Below are 24,564 nucleotides of genomic sequence, written 5' to 3'. Positions count from 1 at the left end.
GCGGATGCCGGCCTTGGACGGGGGCAAAGGTGGCCGCCCGCCCGCACCTTCGGCGAACGCGGCACTCTTCCGACCCGTCGTTGTTCTTCCTGCTGGGCTGCAAGGCCTTTGGTCGAAAACGCAAGGTTAAGGAGAATGCGAATGGTAGCGGTCAGCGCCGGTTCCCAGACCAGCATCAACACCGACGAACTCGGGGTGACCGGCATTCAGGGCGGTACGGTTACCGTGGCCACGCCCAACCAGCTCGTCATCAGCTATGGCGACGGCCGTTCCACCGACTTCCGCGGCAACTTCACCTATGACGTGGCCAGCCAGACCCTGACCGGCGGCACCATCGCCAGCGTCACCAACGCCACGAACGGCGTTCCCGACCTGTCGGTGTCGCAGTTGAACCTGCCGGTTGCGACCGCACTGAACTGGGCGGCGGCCGGCACCGATGCGGAAGCGATCCGCGATGCCCTGCTGAGCGGCAACGACAGCCTGACCGGGTCGGACTTCAACGACACGATGCGCGGCTATGCCGGCGACGACACCATCAACGGCGGCCGGGGCGACGACCTGCTGGATGGCGGCAGCGGCGTGAATATCATCGACGGCGGCGACGGCATCGACACGGTGGTCCGCCACTCCTCGCGGGCCGACAGCGGCGCCGTCAAGCATGATGGCGAGATCTATGTGATCGACGCCAACGGCTATGACCGGCTGACCAATGTCGAGTTCATCCAGTACACCGACCAGACGGTGGCCGGCGCCACCGCCCCGGTGTTCGACGGCCTGTCCTATCTCGCCGCCAACACCGACCTTGCCGCGGCCTACGGCACGGACTCCGATGCCGCCTTCGACCATTACCGGTCCTTCGGCTGGAGCGAGGGGCGCACCCTGACCTTCAACGCCGCGGGTTATCTCGCCGACAATCCGGACCTCTTTGCCGCCTTCGGCACCGACACCAGCGCGGCGACCCGTCACTATATCGAAATGGGCCGGATGGAAGGCCGCCAGACCGATTTCGATTCCATGAGCTATCTCGCCGCCAACCCGGACCTGATCGCCACCTTCGGCACGGACACGACCGCAGCGGCGCTCCATTATGCCCAGTTCGGCCGCAACGAGGGCCGGAACCTGGAGTTCGACGCCTCGTCCTATCTGGCGCGCTATCCGGATCTGCAGGCCGCCTTCGGCACCGATCTGCAGGCTGCGACCAACCATTACGTCCAGTTCGGCTACCAGGAAGGCCGCGACGCCTCGCCGCTCGTCACCGGTACCGCCTTTGCCGCGGCCGACACCATGCAGCAGCACGCGGCGCCGTCGTTCGCCTGACGGGAACCGGACGGAACCAGGACGGAACCAGGACGGAAAATGGGCGGAGGGATGTCCCCTCCGCCCATTTTCTTTTCTGGACCATCGCCGGTTCAGGCGAAGGCCGGCGGCGTCAGTCGTGCTGGTAGATGTCCACGTCCTTGGTCTCGCGGACGAACAGCAGGCCGATCACCAGGGTCGCGGCGGCAATGACGATCGGGTACCACAGGCCGGAATAGATGTCGCCGGTGGCCGCCACGATGGCGAAGGAGGTGGTCGGCAGGAAGCCGCCGAACCAGCCGTTGCCGATGTGGTAGGGCAGCGACATCGAGGTGTAGCGGATGCGGGTCGGGAACATCTCCACCAGCATGGCGGCGATCGGGCCGTAGACCATGGTCACATAGAGGACCAGCACCGTCAGCAGGGCGACGACCATTACCGTGTCGATGCGGGCGGGGTCGGCCTTCGGCGGGTAGTTGGCGGCCTTCAGCGCGTCGCCCAGACCCTTGTCGAAAGCGGCGCCCGCGGCCTTGGCGTCGGCCGGGGTGGCGGCGGTGGCCGGACCGTGGCTCAGCGACACGGTGGTGTTGGCCTGCGGCAGGGCTGAATAGCCGGAGATGACCGTGCTGCCGACCTTGATCGAAGCGACGGTCCCGGCCGGCGCCGCTTCGTTGGTGTAGGGGATGCCGCGCTTGACCAGCGCGCCCTTGGCGATGTCGCAGGAACTGGTGAACTGGCTGGTGCCGACCGGGTTGAACTGGAACGAGCATTCGTTCGGATCGGCGACGACGACCACCGGCGCGGTCGCGATGGCTTCCTCCAGCGCCGGGTTGGCGTAGTGGGTGATGCCCTTGAACAACGGGAAATAGGTCAGGCAAGCCAGCAGCAGCCCGGCCATGATGATCGGCTTGCGGCCGATCCTGTCGGCCAGCGAGCCGAAGATCACGAAGAAGGGCGTGCCGATCAGCAGGGCCGCCGCGATCATAAGGTTGGCCGCCTGGGCATCGACCTTAAGTGTCTGGGTCAGGAAGAACAGCGCATAGAACTGGCCGGTGTACCAGACCACCGCCTGACCGGCGACGAGGCCGAACAGGGCGAGCAGCACGATCTTCAGGTTCTTCCACTGGCCGAAGGATTCGGTCAGCGGCGCCGTCGAATGCTTGCCCTCCTCCTTCATCTTCTTGAAGGCGGGCGATTCGTTCAGCATCAGCCGGATCCACACCGAGATGCCGAGCAGCACGATGGAAATCAGGAACGGGATGCGCCAGCCCCAGGCGTTGAAGTCCTCCGGCGACATCGACACGCGGCAGCCCAGGATGATCAGCAGCGACAGGAACAGGCCGAGCGTCGCGGTGGTCTGGATCCAGGATGTGTAGTTGCCGCGGCGGCCATGCGGCGCATGTTCGGCGACATAGGTGGCCGCACCGCCATATTCGCCGCCCAGAGCCAGACCCTGCAGCAGACGCAGCCCGATCAGGATGATCGGAGCGGCGATGCCGATGGACGCATAGTTGGGCAGGATGCCGACGATGAAGGTCGACAGGCCCATGATGAGGATGGTGACCAGGAACGTGTATTTGCGGCCGATCATGTCGCCGAGACGGCCGAAGACCAGGGCACCGAAGGGCCGGACCGCGAAGCCCGCGGCGAACGCCATCAGGGCGAAGATGAAGGCCGCGGTCGGGTTCACGCCCGAAAAGAACTGTGCGGCGATGACCGCGCTGAGCGATCCGTAAAGATAGAAGTCGTACCACTCGAAAACGGTCCCGAGCGAGGACGCGAAGATGACCTTCTTCTCCTCGCCCGTCATCGGTCGGACGGCATCAGCCGTCGAAGCCGCATAGGCCATGGTCTTCACCCTCCCAAGTGAATAATCCAGAACTCTGGTTGGTTTTTGGCGAGCGGCGCATTGCGGTCATGCCGTTGAATGACCGAGCCTGCCTCTTGGTTGTTTGACCGATAGTTGCGTACACGAACTATCGGCGTCACCCCCGACCATGGTCGGGGGGCAACGGAACGCGGTATTGGGTTACACTATCCTATTGTGCGAATTCAGCCGCTTGCCGGAACGCCCCTTACTGAAAAACCGGGGCGTAGAGCAGCCCGCCCTGCGTCCAGGGCCGGTTCACGCCGCGGTCCAGCTTGAAGGGGGAGCGGCTGCCGAGATTGCGGTCGAAGATCTCGCCGTAATTCCCGACTTGCACCACCGCCTGATAGGCCCAGTCCGGGCGCAGGCCTGCCTTCGCCGCCACCTCCGGCATGCCGGACAGCAGGCGCCGCATCTCGCTGCTGCCGGTGATGCGCTGGAAATTGGCGTTGGCGCCGGTAACGCCGGCATCGTCGGTCAGGAACAGCGCGAACATGACCCAGCGCACCGCCGCCATCCACATGCGGTCGCTGTTGGGAGTCAGCGGGGCCAGCGGCTCGCGGGAGGCAACGGGAGAGGCCACGGGGGTGTCGGCGATTTCCAGCGCATCCTGCGGCGCGTCCAGCATATGCAGCGCCGTGGTCAGCAATGCCCGGTCGGCGCTGACCGCCGCGCAGTCACGGCTGAGAAAGGCCTCCAGCGTGTCGGGCCAGCCGGGGAAACTGCGCAGCTTCCAGGGCCGCTTGCCGCCGACGATCAGCGACTCCAGCTCGGCCTGGGTGGTGGTGCCGGCCGGGACGCAGATGGTCAGCTCGCCGTCCAGCGCCGACCGGCCGTCGGGCAGCCGCCACGCGGCGATCCCCTGCACGTCGTAGAAGATCGGCGGCCCGAAATCGACGGCATAGGTCGCATCGCGCGTCAGCGTCCAGGAGGTCTGGGCGAAGGAGACGTCGACCTCGCCGGCGGCGACGGCGTCGAACTCCTGCAGCTTCGACAGCCGGCGGATCTCGATGGCGTCGGCCTTGCCCAGCACCGCGGCGGCCAGCGCCCGGCACAGATCGACCATGAAGCCGACCGGACGGCCGCCGTCGTCGTTGGCGGCGAATCCGGGATTGAAGGACACCCCGCAGCGCACGACCCCGCGCCGCTCGATCTCCGCCAGTACCGGCCGGTCGCCGTTGCGTGCGGCGGAAGCGTCCGGCTGCGCCGCGGCGGCACCGGCGAAGAGCTGAAGCGCCAGCAGCAGGCCGAACGCGACGGCAACAGGCTTCAACCCCATCCTTCTCCCCTTATCCGACGGATTGGCTATGATACGCTGCGATCGTTCTCGCGCAAACGATGCGGGGCCAGGGAAGCAGGGACAGGAATGGCTGACGGCAGCGGGTCGGGGTCTGGCGGTTCTGAACCGGGCACGGCCGGGATGGTCAGGATCGGCGTCGGGGCGCGGCTGTTCGGCGCGCTCGCCTTCAACGGGCTGGTCGCTTTCCTGATCGGGCTGGGCGCCTACATCGCCTTCGACGGGCTGCATGCCGGCATCACCAAGGTCACGTCGGAGCAGTTCCCGGCCGTCGTCGCCTCCGCCAAGCTGGAGCGCCAGCACCAGCGGATCATGCGGACCCTGGAACAATTGGCTCTCTCGGAAGAGAATTTCGGACGCGAAACGATCAAGCAGGGGCTGGCCGACCAGTTGGACGGCTATGACCGGCTGTTGGCGGAGTTGGATTCGGCCGACGGCCGGCAGGCCCAGCGGATCGCCGGGCTGAAGCTTCAGCGCGACGAGATCCTGCGGCTGCGCGACGCCATCGACCGCGGCGTCGCCGCCCGCATCACCGCCCGCCGCGCCCTGGCCGACCGCACCCGCGACGTGCGGCGGATGGCCGACGCCCTGGCCGAACCGGCTCTGCGCGAGGTGGAGGATGCCGGCGTGCAGCGCTGGCTGGCGATGGCGGAGCGGCTGCTGTTCCTGATCGCCTCGGTCCATCAGGCGGAGAACAGCTTCGCGCTTGCCCGGCTGGCCGACAGCGCGGCGGCGCAATTGGCGGCGCTGGACGGCTCGGTTCCGGCGGGGGGCGTGTCGGAACGGCTTGCCCGGCTGGCCGAAGGCATGCGGTCGGTGGTGGAAGGCGACCGCTCCGTCTTCCGCCAGCGGCAGGCGGAATTGCAGGCGTCGGAGATGCTGAACGGTCTGGTCGACCGGGCCAATCAGGTGTCGCTGGTCAACACCGGGCTGAACACCGGCATCTTCGTGGAACAGACCAAGGCGGCGGAGGAAAGCCGCCAGCAGATCATCGAGGTGTCGACCACCTACACCCGCCTGTTCTTCGCCTCGGTCGGTGTGGTCGTGTTGGGGATGGTGCTGTCGGTGCTGTATGTGCGGCGCAAGGTGCTGGCCCGGCTGTGGGCGGTCAGCGAGGCGATCCGCGACCGCACCGGCGGCGGCCGGGCCGAAGTGCCGGTGACCGGTGCCGACGAGATCGGCCAGCTTGCCCGCGCCTTGCGCTTCTACATCCAGGAGACGGAGGACAAGAGCGCGGCGCTCCGTCGCAACGAGCAGTGGCTGCGCACGGTGCTGGAGGCGGCACCCGTCCCGCTGGTGATCTCCGGCCGCGCCGACGGCCAGATCCGCTTCGTCAACCGCCGCGCCGCCGACCTGTTCGAAGTGGACGAGGCCGGCGACCTGCTGGGCCGTCCGGCCGCCAGCGTCTGGTACGTCCCGCAGGTGCGCGACGAGTTCGTCCGCGACGTCTTTTCCAGCGGCCTCGCGCTCGATGTGGAAACGGAACTGGTGACCCAGTCCGGTCGCCGGCTGTGGGGGCTGCTGTCCGGCATCGCCTTCGAATTCCAGGGCGAGGAGGTGCTGCTCAGTTCGGTCGTCGACATCACCCGCCGCCGCGAGGCGGAGGAGCTGTTGCGGCGGACCCAGGCCTTCCTGGATGCGGTGATCGACAATGTGCCGAGCGTCCTCTACGTGCTGGACGGCGACAGCGGTCGTGTCTTGCTGTGGAACCGGGCGGCGGAGGATTGTTTCGGCACCCGCCGCGCCGACATCGAGAACCGTACTCTCGCCGAGGTTCTGGGGCCGGAGACCGGCCGGGCGCTTGCCGGCGGCGATCCCGGTTCGATGCGCTCGCTGGGGGTGGAGGAGCTGGTGCTTCCCCGCAACGGCGAGAACGCCGTCTTCGCCCTGCAGCGCCATCCCTTCGAATGGTCGGGCGACGGACGCTGCCGCATCATCTGCGTCGCCAACGACATCACCGCCTCGCGCCGGGCGCGCGAGGAGCTGCGGCAGGCCAAGGAACGGGCGGAGCGGGCCGACGCCGCCAAGACCGAATTCCTCGCCACCGTCAGCCACGAGATGCGTACGCCGCTGAACGGCATCCTCGGCCTGTGCCGGCTTCTGCTGACCGGGCAACTGCACGCCGGGGAGCGGCGCTATGCCATGTCGATCATGCGCTGCGGCCACGGGTTGCTCGATCAGGTCAACGACATCCTGGATCTGCGCAAGATCGAGGACGGCAAGCTGGACCTCGACCCGGCTCCCTGCGCCCTGCTGCCGGTGCTGGAGGAGGTCGTTGCAACGGTGGAAGGACTGGCCAACGAGAAGGGGATCGACCTCGACCTCGACATTGCGCCGGAGGTGCCGGAGCTGGTGGTGGTCGATCGCCAGCGGCTGCGCCAGATCCTGGTGAACCTCGTCGGCAATGCGGTGAAGTTCACCGAACGCGGCGGGGTGGACCTGCGCGTCGATATCGAACCGGCTCCGGAACGTTCCGGGTCCGAAGAGATGCTGCGTCTGGCCGTGCGCGACACCGGCATCGGCGTGCCGGCCGATCGCCGCGCCGCCATCTTCGAAAAGCTGGAGCAGGCCGATCCCACCATCGCCCGGCGTTTCGGCGGCAGCGGGCTGGGACTGGCCATCGTCCGCCATCTGCTGGACGCCATGCAGGGCAGAATCCGCGTCGACAGCGCGGAGGGGCTGGGCAGCGTCTTCACCGTCACGATTCCATTGCACCGGGTGATCGAGCCGGCGCCTCCCGCCCGGCCCGGCCGGCTTCTGCCGATCAGCCGGGTGCGCTCGCTGGCCCTGCTGCTGGTGGAGGACGACGCGATCAACCGCGAGGTGGCGCTGGGCCTGCTGTCCGACGCCGGCCACCGCATCACCGTTGCGGAAACCGGCGAAAAGGCGCTGGAGCTGGCGACCCGGCGGCGTTTCGATGCCATCCTGCTGGATATCCGCCTGCCCGACATCGACGGGCCGGAGGTGGCGCGCCGCATCCGCGCCCTGGAGGACGCCGACCGCGCGGCGGTGCCGATCGTGGCGGTGACTGCCAACGTCTTTGCCGCCGACCGCGCCCGCTACATCGCCGCCGGCATCGATGCGGTGATCGAGAAGCCGATCTTCCCGGAACGGCTGATGCATTTGCTGTCCAACGCCGTCGCCGCGCGGTCCGACGATGACGAGGAGACGGCTGTCGGGACGCTGCCGGTCGACCCGCCCGCCCGTCCGCCGGTGGTGGAGGACGACGTGAACGAGGAGATTCTGGGGCGCTACATCCGCTCCCTCGGTCCCGCTCGCTTCGCCACCATCCGCGGCCTGCTGCTGGAATCTGCGCAGGACGGGCTGCCGCGCCTGACCGCCGCCGACAGCTCCGACGACGAGATCGAGGACATCGCCCACCGGCTTGCCGGTGCCGCCAGCCATTTCGGCCTGACCGCCTTCGTCGGCCTGATGCGCGCGGTGGAGGACGGCATGCGCGAAGGCCGCCGGGTCGAGGCGCAGGAGTTGGCCGCCACCGCGGAGTCGGCCTTCAGCCGCGGCCTTGCGGCGATGGACGCGGTGCGGGGTGTGCTGGAGGGGGTTTGAGGCGGGAGTTTGGCGTCCCGCCTCGTGCCGACTTGCTCACGCGCCCTTGGCGGCGCGATAGGCTTCCATCAGCTGGCGTCCGGCGGCGAGGATGCCTTCGCGGTCGCCGTTCTTGACCAGCGTTTCATCGACCAGCTTGCCGCCGGCGCCGACGCAGGCCACGCCGGCCGCGACATAGGACGCCACGGTGGTGGCGTCGATGCCGCCGGTGGGGACGAAGCGGACGCCGGGGAAGACCGACTTGAGTGCCTTGATGTGCGCCGGGCCGACAGTGGAGGCCGGGAAGATCTTGATGGCATCGGCACCGGCGGAAATCGCGGCATGCACCTCGGTCGGGGTCAGGGCGCCCATCAGGCAGGCCACGCCATGGTCGCGGCAGGCGGCGGCCACCTTCGGCACGACGCAGGGCGAGACCACGTACTTGGCGCCGGCCTTCACCACGTCGGCGACGGCGGCGGGGGTCAGGACGGTGCCGGCGCCGATCAGGGCGCCACCCTCGGCCGACAGCTCCTCGATCAGGCCGACGGCGCCGGGGGTGGTCATGGTGATCTCGAAGGTGCCGTAACCGGCCTCGCGCAGCCAGGTCACTGCGGTGCGCGCCAGATCGGCGGAGCTGTTGCGGATGACCGGGACGACACCATAGGCGACGAGCTGGTCCAGGATTTCGACAGGGCTCTGGGTGGTGGACATCAGGATTCCTCGGATTTCTTCTGGATGATTGGGGATGCGGGGTTTGACGGGGAAGCCGGCCGCTCCGGCACGCGGTGGTGCCCGGCCAGGACCGCCTTTATGCGGGCCAGACGGCGGTCGAGACCCGGCGGGGCCTGCAAGCCGACCGCGACGGTCAGCACGTCGATCAGCGCCAGTTGCGCCAGCCGCGAGGCCATCGGGGTGTGGACGGCGGTGTCCTCGTCGACGTCGACGGTCAGGCGGATGTCCGCGCGTTCGGCCAGCGGAGTCGCGGACGCGGTGATGGCGATCACCGTGGCGCCGCCGTCGCGGGCGATGGCGGCGACGTCGAAGATCTCGTCGCTGGTGCCGGTCTTTGAAATCGCCAGCAGGGCGTCGCCGGGGCCGAGAGTCGCCGCCGCCATCGCCTGAAGATGGGCATCGGTGCTGGCGGTGACCTGCGGCAGCAGGCGGAACAGCTTGTGATGGGCGTCCAGCGCCACCGCGCCCGACGCGCCGACGCCGACGATCTGCACCCGCCGCGCCCGCGCCAGCACCCCGGCCGCCTTTTCCAGCGCGATGCTGTCGAGCCGTCCGCGCAGGCGGACCAGCGCGTCGATGGAGCGGTTCAACACCTTTTCCGCCGCACTGGCGACGCTGTCTCCGGGGGTGAGGTCGCGCACCAGCGGGGTCGGTCGGTCGCCGACCTCTTCCCGCACGGCGGATGCCGCCAGATGCTGGGCCAGCGAGATCTTGAATTCCTGAAAGCCGCCGAAGCCGGCGGAGCGGCAGAAGCGCAGGACCGACGGTTCGCTGACCCCCGCCTTCCCGGCCAGCTGTGCCAGACTGTCGCGGACCGCGGCCTCCGGATCGGCCAGAACGGTGCGGGCCACCGCGGCTTCCGCGCGGCGCAGGCTGTCGAGGGACGAGGCAATGGTGTCCAGCATGGGAGGGCCAGCGTGGCTGCCGAGAAACGAATGTAGTTTTACTACAGAAGCGCGGCTTTGTCGACCCATCTGTGAAGCAACGCTACATTTCGTCCGCGCACCCAGCGCCGGAAGATGTCCCGGGAGGATGGGCGCGAAGCGTCCTCTCCCGGGGCTCTCTGCGGATTTTCGATCCGCCTTACGCCGACCGCACCTGACTGAGGAAGCGGTCGATCTGCTGCTGGAGACGGCCGGTCTGGGTCGAGACCTCCTGGGCGACCGACAGGACCTCCTGCGCCGACTGGCCGGTCTGGCCGGCGGCGGTGCGGACCTGACCGATGTTCTGGGAGGCCTGGGCGGTGCCGCCCGCCGCCTGCTGGACGTTGCGGGCGATCTCCGACGTGGCGGCGCCCTGCTCCTCCACCGCCGCGGCGATGCTGGCGGCGATGTCGTTCAGGCGGCCGATGGTCAGGCCGATGCTGCGGATGGCGTTCACCGCCTCGCCGGTCGCCTGCTGCATGGCGCCGATCTGGCCGGCGATCTGGTCGGTGGCCTTCGCGGTCTGGCTGGCCAACTGCTTGACCTCCTGCGCGACGACCGCGAAGCCCTTGCCGGCCTCTCCCGCCCGCGCCGCTTCGATGGTCGCGTTCAGCGCCAGCAGATTGGTCTGGCCGGCGATGTCGGAGATCAGGTCGAGCACCGCGCCGATGCGGCTGGCCGCCTCGTTCAGTTCGCGCATGGTGCTGTCGGTGCGGTCGGCCTCGTTTGCCGCCTTGGCGGCGATGGTCGCCGATTCGGTCACCTGCCGGGCGATCTCGCTGATCGACTGCGACAGCTCATGCGCGGCCGACGCGGCGCCGTCGACATTGACCGATGCGGTCTCCGCCGCTTCGGCGGCGCTGCCGGCTTGACGGGAGGTATCGTCGGCGGTCGCCACCATGCCGGCGGCGGTCTGGTGCATCTGGGTCGCGGCGGCGGATACGGTTTCCACCACCGTCTTCACGCCGTTCTCGAACTGGTCGGCAAGCGACAGCATGGTCTGGCGGCGTTCACCGGCGGCTCGCTGGCGTTCGGCCTCGGCGGCGGCGCGGGTGGTCTCCACCTCGCGCGCGGTGTCGCGGAAGACGAGCAGCGCCGCCCCCATCTCCGCGATCTCGTCATGGCCGCTCAGCTTGATCTCGGCGTCCAGGTCGCCGGCTGCGATCCGGCCCATGCCGGTCTTCAGGTCCATCATCCGGCGGATGACGATGCGGCCGATGTAGAGCCAGACGACCAGGATCGACACCAGGATGCTGGCGACGGCGACGGCGATCTGCATCAGCCGGCTGTTGTCCAGCATGCGGGTCGTGGCGCCGCTGGCCTCGGCGATGCTGTGTTTCTGACCATCGACCAGGGTGGCGATCCCCTTGGACAGGGTGGTGGTCAGGGCGTGGTTGCTCTCCAGCAGCTGGATGAAATAGCCCTGGATCGCCAGTTCCTTCTGCCTGATGGTGACCAGCGAGTTCTCGCCGATCGAATAGCCGTTCAGCAGGTCCGCCTGCTTCGAGGCGACGGCGGCCAGCCGCTCCGGCAGCCCCTGGGCACCGTTGGACAGGCCGGCTAGCGACACGCCGACCCGCGTCTCGATGATCGCCAGCCGCTGGTCGTCGTCGGTCGTCGCAGCTTCCATCAGCATGTTGCGGATGTTGGCCGCCTCCGTCGTGACGGCCATCAACGGCTTTTTCTGGGTCGTGATCTTGGACAGGGTGGCCGCCGCTTCGCGCATCGCGGCAGCATCGGTATCCGGCTCCGCCAGGGTCGAGCGGGCCTGCTCCTCGTCATTGTTCAGGACGGAGGTCCAGGGGGCGGCGAATTTCTGGATTTCCGCCTCGGCCGCCAACACCTTCGGCAGCATCGCCGTGCGTTCGGCGGCGAGCGCCACCCGTTCGGCCGCCGCCTGGTCGAGCTGCACGAGGTTGTTGAGCAGCCCCTGCGACGCCTCTTCGATGGCGGCGAGTTGGTCGCCGGCGGAGCCGGTGGCGCGCAGACGGGACAGCCGGGCGTTGAATTCCTCCTTCGCCGCGGCAATGCGGGCGGAAACCGCTTCCCGCGCGGAGGCGTCGGCGGCGGAGGTCAGGGCCGGGGCCAGCGCCACCAGCCGTTCGGCCTGCTGCGCCACCGCCATGCCCTCGGTCATCGCCGGCACCGCTTCGCCGACGATGGCGTCGATGGTGGTGCGCACGTTCGCATAGCCGATCAGCGCCACGGCGGCGGCGACCAGCGTGCCGGACAGCACCACGCCGATCGCGATCATCAGCTTGGCGCGCAGCCCGGAATACCACGCGCCGCCTTTCGCGGGCGTGCCCTGAAGCATCATGCTCCGGCTATCGTTCGACATACCGTCCTCCCCCCTTGGTGCTCTCGGGCACCAGCGCTCCACACGTCACTGCGGCCGGCCGTTCCGGCTCTCGCCGCATCACCGTTTCCTCCGTCCCCATCCAGCGACTGCCGGCGGCGATGTCACGGGAAAGGAACAATTGCAAATAATTTGACCGTTCCGTGACTAGGAAAGCGCTAAAATCGCTAAGAAAGAAATAAGGAGAATCCACGATTCTTCCGCATTTCGTTGGGGATCATGCCGCATCGCAATGGACGGCAAGCCGTGCCACACGAAGATTTCACCGAAAAGGAGCACACTCTGTCGGACGCAAGTCGGAATGGTGGCCTATGTCGCGGCAAATCACATCTGATTTAGGTGATATAACAGATTTACTCGCAACCATCGGACGCACTGGCAATGAGCGGGCGGACATCGGCCAAAAAAAAGGCCGGCCTTGGGAAAGGCCGGCTCCTGCAGTCGGAGGCTATTTTGTTCCGGTGCCGCGTCAGGCGAGCGCTTCCCGCGGACCGAAGAACTCGTGGACGATCGACGACTCCGGCAGACCAAGCGCGGTCAACGCCTTGACCACCGCGGCCATGAAGGGCTTCGGGCCGACGACATAGGCGGCCACGCCCGGCTCCTTCGGCAGCAGGCTGGCCAGACGCTCCTGGTCGAGCAGGCCGACCATGTGCGGCTTGTCGCCCGGCTGCGGCTCCGCATAGCAATAGACCGGCTTCAGCGCTTCATGCATGGCGCCCAGTTCGTCGATCTGCTGCCGGAAGGCGTGGACCGAGCCGTTGAGCGCGGCATGCACGTAGATGACCTTGCGGCCGGCCGCCAGCGCCTGTTCGGCCAGCGGCAGGGCGGGGGTCTGGCCGACGCCGCCGGTGATCAGCAGCAGCGGGCCGGCGCCCTCGCGCAGCACGAACTCGCCGGCCGGCGGATAGACGTCGATCTCGTCACCGACCTGCACGCGGTCATGCAGGAAGCCGGACACCAAACCCTGCGGCTCGCGCTTCACCGAGATGCGGTAGTCGCGGCCGTTCGGCGAGGCCGACAGGCTGTAGTTGCGGTGGACGGTATCGCCGTCGACGGTCAGGCGCAGGCCGAGATACTGGCCGGGATGGAAGTCCATCACCCGACCGCCATCGACCGGAGCCAGCCGGAACGAGGTGATGACGGCGCTTTCCGGCGTCTTCTCGACGATCCGGAAGCGCCGGGCGCCGCGCCAGCCGCCGGTCAGCGCCGCCTTGCGGGCATATTCCGTTTCCTCGGCCGCGATCAGCAGGTCGGCCAGCTGCCAGTAGGCCGCGCCCCAGGCGTCGGCGACTTCGGCCGTCACCGCGTCGCCCAGCACCTTGCCGATGGCCTCCATCAGGCAGGTGCCAACGATCTTGTACTGGTCGGGGGTGATGTTGAGCGAAACATGCTTCTGCACGATGGCTTCCACCGCCGGGCCGAGAACCTCCAGCCGGTCGATGTTGGAGGCGTAGGCGATGATGGCGTTGGCCAATGCTTCCGGCTGGGCGCTGCTGCGCTGGTGGCTCTGGTTGAAGACGGCGCGCACCTCGGGGTAGCGCTCGAACATCAGCGGATAGAAGGTGCCGGTGATCTTGTTGGCGTTGGCGGCGACGACGGGGGCAGTGGCCTTGATGACGGCGATCTGGGCAGGCGTCAGCATGAAGAGGGCAATCCTTTTGCGCGTCACGATGTCGCAATGGAATGGCAAACCCTGTGCCAAAGCGACGCAGCCCGGGATTCCGCACCGCACAGAAGGTGCGTTGTCAAAGCGACCGCGCACGCTATGATGTCGAATGGACAACGACGCTGTCAATTCGACAACATCTCTTCCCCTAGAGCAAGTCGGGGCGCTGCTGCTGGCGTTGGACGATCCAGCACGGCTGTGGCCCCTGCTGCTCGACCTGATGTCCCGCCATCTGCCCTGCGATGCCTGTGCGCTGCTGCGCCACGACGGCCGATCAGGGGAGGGGCTGCTGGTTCCGCTCGCCACGCGCGGGCTCAGTCCGGACACGCTCGGCCGCCGTTTCGAACTGGGCGAGCATCCCCGCCTGCGGGCGATCGCCGAAGCCGATGGCGGGCCGCTGCGCTTCCCCGCCGGCTGCGAGTTGCCCGACCCCTATGACGGGCTGATCCCCGACCTTAGCCAGCGGTTGCACGTACATGACTGCGTCGGGGCGCCGTTGAACGTCGACGGGCGACCCTGGGGCGTGCTGACGCTGGACGCGTTGAACGAGGGGCGCTTCGACGGCTGGGACGGGGCGATTGCCGCCTGGGCGCAACTGACGGCCGACCTCGCGACAGCGGTGGAGCGGCGGGCGGCACAGGACGCAGCCATGGCAGCGGATGGCGGAACGGCCTTGCGAATCCTCGACGATCCGCCGCAGGGGCTCGATTTCGCCCCCGTCGGCAGCAGCCCGGCGATGGCGGCCCTGCTGGCGGAGGTCGATAGCGTGGCGGCCAGCGACCTCGTCGTGCTGGTGCTGGGCGAAACCGGGGTGGGTAAGGAGCTTGTGGCCCGCCGGCTGCACAGCCGTTCCCCCCGCGCCGCCGGGCCGCTGGTCCACGTCAACTGCGCCGCCCTGCCGGACGCGCTGGTGGAAAGCGAGCTGTTCGGCCATGTGCGGGGTGCCTTCTCCGGTGCGGTCGCCGACCGGCGCGGCAAGTTCGAACTGGCCGACGGCGGCACCCTGTTCCTGGACGAGGTCGGCGAACTGCCGCTGGCGGCGCAGGCCAAGATGCTGCGGGCGCTGCAGAACGGCGAGATCCAGCGCGTCGGCTCCGATCGACACATCACCGTCGACGTGCGGGTGATCGCCGCCACCAACCGCGACTTGGCCGCGGAGGTGCGGGAGGGCCGCTTCCGCGCCGACGTCTATCACCGGCTCAGCGTCTATCCGCTGCGGGTGCCGCCGCTGCGCGACCGCGGTACCGACATCCTGCGGCTGGCCGGCCTGTTCCTGGAGCGCAACCGGGCGCGTCTCGGCCTGCGCAACCTGCGCCTGTCGGCGGCGGCGGAGCGGCGCATGCTGGCCTATCCCTGGCCCGGCAACGTACGCGAGTTGGAGCACGCCATCGGCAGAGGCGCCATCCGCGCCCGCGTCGCCCGTCCGCCGGACGGCGGCGTGCTGACCCTGACACCGGCGGATCTCGGGCTGGAGGTGGGGGAGGGGAGTGCGGTAGCGACAACGGTGCAGCGGCCCCGCCTGCCGGAACCGCCGGACCTGCCCGAACTGCCTTTGCGCGACGCGGTGGAGGACCTCGAACGCCGGATGATCCTCGAGCATCTGGCCCGCCACGACGGAAACTGGGCGCAGGCGGCACGGTCGCTCGGGCTGGACCGCAGCAACCTGTTCCGTCTCGCCCGGCGGCTGGGGCTGCGCGAATGAGCGCGGAGGGGCTGTCCTGGCGGGCGGAGATCGACGCGCTGGTCTTCCGCCCGACCGGCCATGGCGGTTGGTGTGCCGTCCACCGCCTTGCCTTCCGCGCCCTGCTCGGCCGGCGGGAGCCGACGCCGGAGGACTGCCTCGCCTACGCCGCCGCCCACCGTGGCGCGTTCGAGGCGGCAGCGGCCGGCAAGATATCAGGGCGCGGCTACGGCGCCGCGGCCAGCCTGCATCTGACCAGCCGCGACATCGCCCGCTTCCTCTAGAACCCCATCTGCCGCGGCATCCACAGCGCCAGATCCGGCCAGATGATTACCGCGACCACCACCAGCAGCATGGTGACCAGCGGCCACATCACCCAGCGCAGGGTGCTTTCCATCGAACAGCCGGTCATGCGGCAGGCCACCATCAGGTTGACCGCCATCGGCGGGGTGAACTGGCCGACGGCGATCATCAGGGTCAGGATGACGCCGAACCAGGTCAGGTCCCACTTGTAGGCGGTGGCGATCGGGATCAGCAGCGGCAGCAGGATGATGAAGATCGAGATGCCGTCCAGGAAGGTGCCGATGATGGTCAGCATCACCACCAGCAGCGCCATCACGCCATATTCGCCAAGGCCCGAGTGGATGATGGCGTCGGCGATGGGGTCGATCACCGACAGGGTGCTCAGCGCCCAGCCGAACACGCTGGCCAGCGCGATCACCGTCAGGATGATGGCGGAGATCTCCGCCGCCTCCACCAGCATGGAATAGAGGTCGCGGAAGCGGATGGTGCGGTAGACCACCATGCCGAGCAGCAGGCCGTAGGCCACCGCGATCACCGCCGCCTCGGTCGGGGTGAAGATGCCGAGCCGCAGGCCGCCCAGGATGATGACCTTGGCGAACAGGCCCAGCGATGCGTCCCACAGGCTGCGCCAGAAGGGCGGGCGTGGCTCGTGCGACAGCTTGGCGCCAAGATTGTGTTTCCGCGCCAGCCAGAAGACCGGGACGATGAGGGCGAGGCCGGCCAGCGTGCCGGGGATGATGCCGGCGGCGAACATCGAGGTGGTCGGGGCGGCTGGCACCAGCACGCTGTAGATGATCAGCGCGACCGACGGCGGGATCAGGATGTCGGTGGCCGCCGCCGCGGCGATGACGCTGGCGATGTAGGGGCGGGGATAGCCGGCGCGGATCATGCTCGGCGCCATCACGCCGCACACCGCCGCGGCGATGGCCGGGCCGGATCCGGAAATACCGCCCATCATCATCGCCACCACCACCGCGATGATCGCCAGCGCGCCCTTGCCCTGGCCGACGATGGCGGTGGCGAAGCGCACCAGCTTCTGCGCCACGCCCGACCGGTCGAAGATGGTGCCGGCCAGCACGAACATCGGGATGGTCAGCAGCGGATATTTGGCGATGCCGGTATAGACGCTGGTGGGGACCGAGATGACGCCCAGATGGGCGAAGGCGATTGCGGCGGTGCCGGCCAGCCCCAGGGCGGCGGCGATCGGCACGCCCGCCAGCATCATGACCAGGAAGGAGCCGAAGAGAAGGGTGGTGATCACGGCTCACCCTCCGGGATGTGTCCGGTTTCCAGCGGTTCGGTGCCGCGATGGATGCGGATCATGCGGCCGATGGTGCGGGCCAGCACCACCAACGACAGCACCGGCAGCCAGATCGTGTAGATCCACTGCGGCAGCCCCAGTGCCGGCGAGGTCACCTCGAACCGGTAGTCGTCCCAGGTCGTCCAGGTGCCGTAGACCACCAGCAGCCCGTACATCAGCGCGACGCAGGCCATGGCGAACTGCTCCGCCCGGCGGCGGTTGCCGGGCGACAGCTTGTCGGTGATGAAGGTGATGCGGATATGCCGATCCTTCACCACCGCGGCCGACGCGCCGAGGAAGGTCAGGATCACCATCAGCGCGATCGAATATTCCTCGGTGAAGGCGAAGGAAACGTCGGTCAGATAGCGCACCACGACGTTGGCGAAGGTGATCAGCGCCACCACCCCCATGGTGATGGCGACCAGCACCTCTTCGATGCCCAGAGGGACGCGGGGTTTCGGCACCGGCCGGACGACGGTGGGGTCGTGATCGCTCATATTGCCAGGGTCCAGATGGAGGGAGCGGGATTATTCCCTTCACCTGTCAATCAATGCAAGAAACGATCTCTCCGACGGATTAATCCGCCGGCATGCCGGCCATCCGATCCTCGCAGGGCGCCTCTTCACACAGCGGGATCCGCAGGGTGAAGACGCTGCCCCCGCCCAGCCGGCTGTCCACTGTCACTGTTCCGCCGTGCAGGGCGGCGATGCGGCGGACCATGTTCAGCCCGACGCCGCTGCCCGCTGCCGTGCCGGTGTTGGACGCGCGGAAGAAGCGGTCGAACACCCGCTCCCGCTCGCTATCCGGAATGCCGATGCCCTGGTCGGCCACCGACAACGCCAGATGCGATTGCGCCAGATGCGATTGCCCGTCCGGCCCTCGTTCGCTCCAGGCGTGCAGCCGGACCGGCGTGCCGGCAGGCGAATATTTCAGCGCGTTGTTCAACAGGTTGTGGACGCAAAGCTCCAGCATCGGGCCGTCGCCGGTCATCCGGGCCGGACAGCCGTCCAGCTCCAGCTCGATCCGCCGGCCGGGCGCGGCGTCGCCCTGGGCCGAGGCGGCGGCGCGCAGCAGGACCGGCAACTCCAGCCGGTCGCGGCGCAACGCGAAGGCGGGATCGCTCAGCCGGTCGTCGGCAAGGCAGGTTTCCAGAATGTTGATCTGCCGGCGCACGGCGCGGCGGATTTTCTCCAGCCGCGGCAGCATGCCGGGAGCCTTCACCTCCGCATCCATCAGCAGAAGCTGTGCCGCCCCGTCGATGATGGCGAGCGGCGTCTTGAACTCATGCGCCGCCATCGACAGGAAGCCGTTCAGCGCCCGCTTCGCCTCCTGTTCCGCCACCAGCCGCTCTTCCGCCTCCAGCCGGGCGAGGTCGAGGCGGCGCACGGTGTCCTCCAGTCGCATCTCGGCCCGGTGGCGGTGGGTGACGTCGCGCAGCATCAGCAAGCAGCCGACCTCGCGCCCGCCGCCGCCCGCCGTCAGCGGCACCCAGGTCACCTCGAAGCAGCGAGGAGAGCCGCCGCAGTCCAGCGTCAGCGGTCCCGATACAGTTGCCGGCTTGGCGGCGACCATGGTGGACAGTGCCGACAGCCCAGGCAGGTCGGCAAGCCGTCGCCCGATGGCGGCATGATCGCCGGCAAGCGCCTGTGCTGCCGGATTGGCTTCCACCACGGTGCCGTCGCCGTCCAGCACCAGCACCGGATCGGGCACTGCGTCCAGCAGTGCATCGCGCGCCACCGGCAACAGGTCGAAAAGGCGCCTCCGGGTGATCAGCCAGTAGAAGATCCCGTCCATCATCAGGAAGCTGAAGGCGGTGGGGTCCAGGTCGAACAGGGTCAGGTTGCCGAAGACATACCCGGCATTGGCGGCCCACGGTACGGCCATCACCACCAGGAAACCCAGGTAATGGGTGCGGTAAGCCGGAGTTGCCCGGTGGATGCCGCTGGCGGTGACGACGATGCTCATCACCATGAAGGCATAGATGTAGATGGTGACGACGTAGAACAGCAGGCCGTGGCTGTAGACCAGGGCGGCGCCCGGCTCCGCATTGACCGGCCGGACGGCGGTGTAGAACAGATGGTGGGCGTCGTTGGTCAGGGCCACCGCCCAGGTCGCCAATCCGATCGTCACCAGCGCCAGCCGCCAGCGCTCCGGCAGCTCGCCCCTCGTGTAGGACCACAGGAAGAACGCCCATAGGCTTGGTGTGCAGACAATGCCCAGCCAGGCCATTTCCGCCCACAGCAGCTTGTCGGCGGGATCCGGAACGATGCTCTCGATGGCGACGGCCGTCGACCACCAGGCGGCCGACAACTGCATCAGTACGAAATCGGTGCGGCCGGGAAATGCAGGCAAGGTCCAGCTGCGCGCTGCGATCCACAAGGTGGCGACGACCGCGGCCAGAAGCAGGGCTGACGGAAGGGTCATCGCGGAGCGTGCATGGTCGGGGCTTCGGCGGTCGTCGGTTGCGGCGCACGGGAAGTGCAGAGAATGAACCTTTCCGTCGAAGCTGCGCAAGCTTCTCCGCGGGAAAGGAAAAGCGCGCCGAAATCGGCGCGCTTCCCCAGCCGGGCGGTTCGCCCGGGCGTTACCGGATCGTGGAGCCGGTCACTCCCTATTCCTTGTTGCCGCCGCTGTTGCCGCCACCACCGTGGCTGTGCTCGCCACCTTTCTTGCCGGCCTCGGACGCACGTTCGGGATCGTTCTTGAAGTTGCCACCCGACGCCTGGCCGCCCTTGTGGCCAGCTTCGGCTGCGCGCTCCGGATCGTTCTTGAAGTTGCCGCCGGAGTGCTGGCCGCCTGCGCTGCGCCCTTCGTTCTGGTTCGCCATGATGTGTTCTCCATCCTGTGTGATGATCGAAAGGTCGTCACCGTGCGGAAACGCAACGGTGCAGATCAGAACAGGGTGCCGGTGGGATGGTCGCGACGCCCCTGCCATCGGTTCAGTGCGGCCTTGCCGGAAGTGGCAACCCCCAGCCGGTTGCGGATTCGGACGTGGGGGCCGATAAGGTAAGTCTGCGCTGACATGCAACGGGGACGGCGGGAGTGAATGATCGGGAACGGTTCTCCGAAGTGCGGCAGGGCGACGCGGCGCTGCTGCGCAGCCGGGCGATCCCTTCGCTGTTCGAGGCTCTGGAAACCCAGTCCGAAGGAACGGTGGCGGTCGACCGCCATGCCCGGGTGGTGTGGATCAACGAGAAATACGCCCGGATGCTCGGCATCTCCGACCCTGCCGAGGCCATCGGCCGCGAGGTGGAGGAGATCATTCCCCATTCGCAGATGCGCCAGATCCTGGCGACCGGCCAGCCCATCCTTCTCGACCTGATGCTGTTCGGAACCCAACGGCTGGTGGTCTCGCGATTTCCGCTGACCGACGATGCCGGTACGGTGATCGGCGCCGTCGGCTTCGTTCTCTATGACAGCCTGCACCGGCTGAAGCCCTTGCTGGCCGAACTGTCGCGGCTGGAGGCGGAACTGGCGGCGACCAAGCGCCGGCTCGACGAGGGTCGGCAGCCGCGCTACACGTTGCAAAGCTATGTCGGCGACAGCCCGGTCTGCCTGGAGGTCAAGCGCAAGGCCCGCCTCGCCGCCCGCACCGATGCGCCGATCCTGCTGCTGGGAGAGACCGGTACCGGCAAGGAATTGATCGCCCAGGCCATCCATGGCCTGTCGGCGCGCAGCGGCCGGTCCTTCGTCGGCGTCAATGTCGCGGCGATCCCGGAAACGCTGCTGGAGGCGGAGTTCTTCGGTGCGGTGCCCGGCGCCTACACCGGGCTGGACCGCCGCGGGCGGGAAGGGCGCTTCAAGACCGCCGACGGCGGCACGCTGTTCCTGGACGAGATCGGCGACATGCCGCTGGGGCTCCAGGCCAAGCTGCTGCGCGCCTTGCAGGAGCAGGAGATCGAGCCGCTGGGGTCCGACCGGCCGGTGAAGGTGGATGTGCGGGTGATCGCGGCGACCAACGTCGATCTGGAACGGCGGATCCGCGACGGCCGCTTCCGCTCCGACCTCTATTACCGGCTGAACGTGCTGCCGATCCGCCTGCCGGCCCTGGCGGAGATGGGCGGCGGGCTGGAAGCCATCGCAGAGTCCATTCTTCAGGAGATCGCCGCCCGCAGCGGCCTTCCCCTGCGCGGCCTGACCCCGGAAGCGGTCGAGGCGCTGGGCCGTCACCGTTGGCCAGGCAATGTGCGCGAACTGCGCAACGTGCTGGAGCGAACCTGTCTGCTGACCGACAACCGCCGCCTGACCGCCGCCGACCTTGCGGAGGCGTTGCCGGATCTTGGAGACGTCCAAACTGCAGAGGCGGCGCGTCCGGCGCCGGTCCAGGCGCTGGTTCATGCAGCGCCGCAGCCCGTGCCGGGCTATGATGAGGCTTTCGACGAGTTCGAGCGCGGGCTTCTCGGCCGTGCGCTCGCGGCCAGCGGCGGCCGGGCGACGGAGGCGGCACGGGCGCTCGGCATCTCCCGCGCTGCCTTCTACAAGAAACTCGCCCGGCTGGGGATGCGCGCCGGCGGGTGAGGCCGGCGCGTCCGCCTCACATCGGCAGCTGCTTCACCGCGGCTACGGCGGTCATCACGCCGCGGATTTCCGCCAGACCGCGCAGGCGGCCGATCATCGGGTAGCCGGGGTGGGTCGGCTTGCCCACATCGTCCAGCAACTCGTGCCCGTGGTCGGGGCGGAAGGGCAGGCGCCAGTTGTCGTTGCCGGCGTCCTGGCGGCGCTTCTGTTCCTCCAGCAGGGTGGTGACGACCGACACCATGTCGACGTCGCCGCCGAGATGGTCAGCTTCCTCGAAGGACCCGTCCGGCTCCTTGGCGACGTTGCGCAGGTGGACGAAGTGGATGTCCTCGACGAAGCGCTTGGCCATCGCCGGCACGTTGTTGGTCTGCCCCGCGCCCAGCGACCCGGTGCAGAAGGTCAGGCCGTTGTTCGGCGACTTCACCGCGTTGATCAGGTGGGCGAGGTCGTCCTCGGTGCTGACGACGCGGGGCAGGCCGAACAGCGGGCGGGGCGGGTCGTCGGGGTGGATCGCCATGCGGATGCCGACCTCTTCCGCCGTCGGGATCACCTCGCGCAGGAAGCGGGCCAGCGTCTCGCGCAGGCCGTCGGCGGACATGCCGTTGAAGCGCGCGATCATCTTGCGCAGGCCGGGGATGTCGTAGCGGTCATAGGCGCCCGGCAGGCCGGCCATGATGTTGGTCAGCAGCTTCGCCCGGTCGCTTTCCGACGAGCGGTCGAACCACTCCTTGGCCTTGGCAAGAACCTCCGGCGCATGGTCCTCCTCGGCGCCCGGACGCTCCAGCATGTAGACGTCGAAGGCGGCATGTTCATGGGCGTTGAAGCGCAGCGAGGTTCCACCGCCCGGCAGCGCCGCCGCCAGCTCCGTCCGCGTCCAGTCCAGCACCGGCATGAAGTTGTAGCAGATGGTGGTCACGCCGCAGGCGGCGAGGTTGCGCATCGACTGGCGGTAGTTGTCGAACAGCTCCGTCAGGTCGCCTTCGCCGATCTTGATCGCCTCGTGCACCGGCAGGCTTTCGGTGACGGTCCAGCTGAGGCCGAGTTCCTTGTCGGACTCGATCATCGCCTTGCGCTTCTGGATTTCCTCGACCGACCAGACGACGCCGTAGGGGATGTGGTGCAGGGCGGTGACCACGCCGGTGGCGCCGGCTTGGCGGATGTGGTTCAGCTTGATCGCGTCTTCGGGACCGAACCAGCGCCAGGATTGTTCCATGGCTGCGAACTCCTTGGAAAGAGAGGGGCTTTGGAATTTGGGAAATCAGCGGAAAAGCAGGCTCGGCAGCCACAGCGACAGGGCCGGGATGTAGGAGACCAGGAACAGGATCAGGATGTTGCAGAGCAGGAACGGCCAGATCGCCTTGGTGATCGCACCCAGCGAGATCTTCGCGATGTTGGCCGCGACGAACAGGCAGACGCCGACCGGCGGGGTGGTCAGGCCGATCATCAGGTTCAGCACGGCGAAGGTGGCGAAATGGATCGGGTCGATGCCGACCTGGGTCGCCACTGCCAGCAGCGGCGGGAACAGGATGATCAGCGCGGCGATCGTCTCCATGAAGGTGCCGACGATCAGCAGCAGGATGTTGATCAGCAGAATGATCAGGTACTTGTTGGTGGTCAGCGCCAGCATCGAGGCGGCGATGGCCTGCGGGATCTGCTCGCTGGTCAGGATCCAGCCGAAGACGTTGGCGAGGCCCACCAGCAGGATCAGCCCGCCGGCTCCGATTGCGCTTTCCAGCAGGATCGCCGGCAGCTGGCGCAGTTTGAAGCCCTTGTAGACGAACAGCCCGATGACGAAGGCATAGAGCGCCGCGACGATCGACGCCTCGGTCGGGGTGAAATAGCCGCCGACGATGCCGAACAGGATGATCGCCGTCATCAGCAGCGCCCAGAAGGCGCCGCGGCTGGCGCGCAGCAGTGCGCCGAAGCCCTGCCAGGGTTCCTTCGGATAGTTGCGCGCCCGCGCCAGGATCCAGACCGTCAACATCATGCCGATGCCCAGCAGCACGCCCGGGACGGCGCCGGCCATGAACATCTTGCCGACCGACAGGCCGGTCAGGGTGCCGACGATGATCATCGGCACGCTGGGCGGGATGATCGGGCCGACGGTGGAGGCGGCGGCGGTCACCGCGGCGGCGAAGGGCGCGTCATAGCCCGACTTGCGCATCGCCGGGATCATCACCGCGCCGATGGAGGCGGTTTCCGCCACGGCGGTGCCGGAGATGCCGGCGAACACCATCGACCCCGTCACGTTGGCAAGGCCGAGGCCGCCGCGGATATGGCCGACCAGCCGGTTGCTGAACAGCACGATCTGGTCGGTGATGCCGCCGCCGTTCATCAGATTGCCGGCAAGCACGAAGCCGGGAATGCAGAGCAGGACGAAGCTGTCCATGCCCGCATACATGAACTGCGGAACCACCGCGAGGTCGATGTCGCTGCCGACCAGATAGACCGCCGACGCACCGCCCAGCGCGATGCCCACTGGCGCGCCCAGGATCAGCAGGACGGCGAAGGTGACGAACAGTGCGGTGACCATCAGACGGTTTCCCCATGGCTGGGCGGCGCGGAATCGCGCCCTAGCCCGGCCAGCCGGGCGATCGAGAAGAAGGCGAGCGAGACCGGGATGATCAGCGTCACCACATAGACCCAGATCATCGGAACGTTGATGGAGCGCGCCCGCTCGCCGACGCTGCCGACGACATAGTCCCAGGCGCCGGGGATGATGGCGACGGCGAAGACCAGGATCGCCAGATCGACCGTCCGCGCCACCGCCCATTGCAGCGGCTTGGGCAGCAGCAGGATGAACATGTCGACGTTCACCAGCTCGCCGCGCAGCAGCGCCAGCCCGCAGGAGAAGGCGACGAGATGGACCAGCGCGAAGCGGGCCACCTCTTCCGTCCAGGGCGGCGAGGGGAAACCGGGGACGCGGCCCAGCACCTGGATTGTCACGACGACGATGAGGACACCGATGGCCGCCAGGGTTCCCCAGCGGCAAAGAGCGGATACAGCCGCCACCGCGGCGGAAAAGGCTTTGCGCATCGGACAGGCTCTTGCGGTTTGGGGGAGGAGGACACAACTC

General features: G+C 68.1%; 18 protein-coding genes. 5 read left to right on the top strand and 13 right to left on the bottom strand.

The features are described from left to right. Positions 1–141: 141 nt before the first annotated feature. Positions 142–1,317: a calcium-binding protein gene (locus FZ938_RS21785; RefSeq protein WP_149200542.1), complete on the top strand. Its 1,176-nt coding sequence runs from the start codon at positions 142–144 to the stop codon at positions 1,315–1,317. A 112-nt stretch (positions 1,318–1,429) separates the two neighbouring features. Here the strand turns inward: FZ938_RS21785 and FZ938_RS21780 are convergent, their stop codons facing one another. After that, on the bottom strand, positions 1,430–3,145 hold the full coding sequence (locus FZ938_RS21780) for an MFS transporter (RefSeq protein ID WP_149200541.1): 1,716 nt from the start codon (positions 3,143–3,145) through the stop codon (positions 1,430–1,432). Positions 3,146–3,371: 226 nt separating this feature from the next. Next, entirely contained in the window at positions 3,372–4,442 is a 1,071-nt protein-coding gene (locus FZ938_RS21775) for a transporter substrate-binding domain-containing protein (RefSeq protein ID WP_149200540.1), read from the bottom strand. A gap of 87 nt (positions 4,443–4,529) precedes the next feature. Between FZ938_RS21775 and FZ938_RS21770 the strand changes: the two genes are divergently transcribed. Further along, complete coding sequence (locus tag FZ938_RS21770) at positions 4,530–8,027, top strand: ATP-binding protein (protein ID WP_149200539.1); 3,498 nt, start codon at positions 4,530–4,532, stop codon at positions 8,025–8,027. A gap of 36 nt (positions 8,028–8,063) precedes the next feature. Here FZ938_RS21770 and FZ938_RS21765 read toward each other — a convergent pair whose 3' ends face one another. The 4 genes from FZ938_RS21765 to hmpA all read right to left on the bottom strand — a co-directional run bounded on the left by FZ938_RS21765 (position 8,064) and on the right by hmpA (position 13,662). Next, on the bottom strand, positions 8,064–8,717 hold the full coding sequence (locus FZ938_RS21765) for a bifunctional 4-hydroxy-2-oxoglutarate aldolase/2-dehydro-3-deoxy-phosphogluconate aldolase (RefSeq protein ID WP_149200538.1): 654 nt from the start codon (positions 8,715–8,717) through the stop codon (positions 8,064–8,066). Beyond that, positions 8,717–9,643: a MurR/RpiR family transcriptional regulator gene (locus tag FZ938_RS21760; RefSeq protein ID WP_149200537.1), complete on the bottom strand. Its 927-nt coding sequence runs from the start codon at positions 9,641–9,643 to the stop codon at positions 8,717–8,719. The genes FZ938_RS21765 and FZ938_RS21760 overlap by 1 nt, the downstream gene beginning before the upstream one ends. Positions 9,644–9,821: 178 nt before the next feature. Continuing rightward, complete coding sequence (locus tag FZ938_RS21755; RefSeq protein ID WP_246457975.1) at positions 9,822–11,999, bottom strand: methyl-accepting chemotaxis protein; 2,178 nt, start codon at positions 11,997–11,999, stop codon at positions 9,822–9,824. Positions 12,000–12,486: 487 nt separating this feature from the next. Then, positions 12,487–13,662, bottom strand: a complete 1,176-nt coding sequence (gene hmpA, locus FZ938_RS21750) for an NO-inducible flavohemoprotein (RefSeq protein WP_149200536.1) — start codon at positions 13,660–13,662, stop codon at positions 12,487–12,489. A 133-nt stretch (positions 13,663–13,795) separates the two neighbouring features. Here hmpA and norR point away from each other — a divergent pair, with 133 nt between their 5' ends. Then, on the top strand, positions 13,796–15,388 hold the full coding sequence (norR, locus tag FZ938_RS21745; RefSeq protein ID WP_149200535.1) for a nitric oxide reductase transcriptional regulator NorR: 1,593 nt from the start codon (positions 13,796–13,798) through the stop codon (positions 15,386–15,388). Then, positions 15,385–15,651 (top strand): DUF1488 family protein, encoded by a 267-nt coding sequence (locus FZ938_RS21740; protein WP_149200534.1) that lies wholly within the window; start codon positions 15,385–15,387, stop codon positions 15,649–15,651. Before norR ends, FZ938_RS21740 begins: the two co-directional genes overlap by 4 nt. Here the strand turns inward: FZ938_RS21740 and FZ938_RS21735 are convergent. From FZ938_RS21735 to FZ938_RS21720, 4 genes are all read right to left on the bottom strand, one after another. Continuing rightward, positions 15,648–16,931 carry a TRAP transporter large permease gene (locus tag FZ938_RS21735; RefSeq protein ID WP_149200533.1) on the bottom strand — a complete coding sequence of 428 codons (1,284 nt, stop codon included), beginning with the start codon at positions 16,929–16,931 and terminating at the stop codon, positions 15,648–15,650. The two genes, FZ938_RS21740 and FZ938_RS21735, sit on opposite strands and share 4 nt — an antisense overlap. Further along, entirely contained in the window at positions 16,928–17,467 is a 540-nt protein-coding gene (locus FZ938_RS21730) for a TRAP transporter small permease (RefSeq protein ID WP_149200532.1), read from the bottom strand. The genes FZ938_RS21735 and FZ938_RS21730 overlap by 4 nt, the downstream gene beginning before the upstream one ends. A gap of 79 nt (positions 17,468–17,546) precedes the next feature. Next, on the bottom strand, positions 17,547–19,394 hold the full coding sequence (locus tag FZ938_RS21725) for a sensor histidine kinase (protein WP_149200531.1): 1,848 nt from the start codon (positions 19,392–19,394) through the stop codon (positions 17,547–17,549). A 187-nt stretch (positions 19,395–19,581) separates the two neighbouring features. Then, positions 19,582–19,797, bottom strand: a complete 216-nt coding sequence (locus FZ938_RS21720; protein ID WP_149200530.1) for a con-10 family general stress protein — start codon at positions 19,795–19,797, stop codon at positions 19,582–19,584. Between the two features lie 215 nt (positions 19,798–20,012). Between FZ938_RS21720 and FZ938_RS21715 the strand changes: the two genes are divergently transcribed. After that, positions 20,013–21,488, top strand: a complete 1,476-nt coding sequence (locus tag FZ938_RS21715) for a sigma-54 interaction domain-containing protein (protein ID WP_149200529.1) — start codon at positions 20,013–20,015, stop codon at positions 21,486–21,488. A gap of 16 nt (positions 21,489–21,504) precedes the next feature. On the opposite strand, the gene uxuA is transcribed toward FZ938_RS21715, so the two are convergent. The 3 genes from uxuA to FZ938_RS21700 are packed head-to-tail and all read right to left on the bottom strand — an operon-like array spanning position 21,505 to position 24,524. Next, positions 21,505–22,701 (bottom strand): mannonate dehydratase, encoded by a 1,197-nt coding sequence (uxuA, locus tag FZ938_RS21710; RefSeq protein ID WP_149200528.1) that lies wholly within the window; start codon positions 22,699–22,701, stop codon positions 21,505–21,507. A 45-nt stretch (positions 22,702–22,746) separates the two neighbouring features. After that, positions 22,747–24,021, bottom strand: coding sequence for a TRAP transporter large permease (locus FZ938_RS21705; RefSeq protein WP_149200527.1), 1,275 nt, complete (start codon positions 24,019–24,021; stop codon positions 22,747–22,749). After that, complete coding sequence (locus tag FZ938_RS21700; protein ID WP_149200526.1) at positions 24,021–24,524, bottom strand: TRAP transporter small permease; 504 nt, start codon at positions 24,522–24,524, stop codon at positions 24,021–24,023. Before FZ938_RS21700 ends, FZ938_RS21705 begins: the two co-directional genes overlap by 1 nt. Positions 24,525–24,564: the final 40 nt, after the last annotated feature.

Source organism: Azospirillum oryzae, from assembly GCF_008364795.1.
Classification (GTDB): Bacteria; Pseudomonadota; Alphaproteobacteria; order Azospirillales; family Azospirillaceae; genus Azospirillum; species Azospirillum oryzae.
This window is presented reverse-complemented; position numbering and strand designations above follow the sequence as displayed.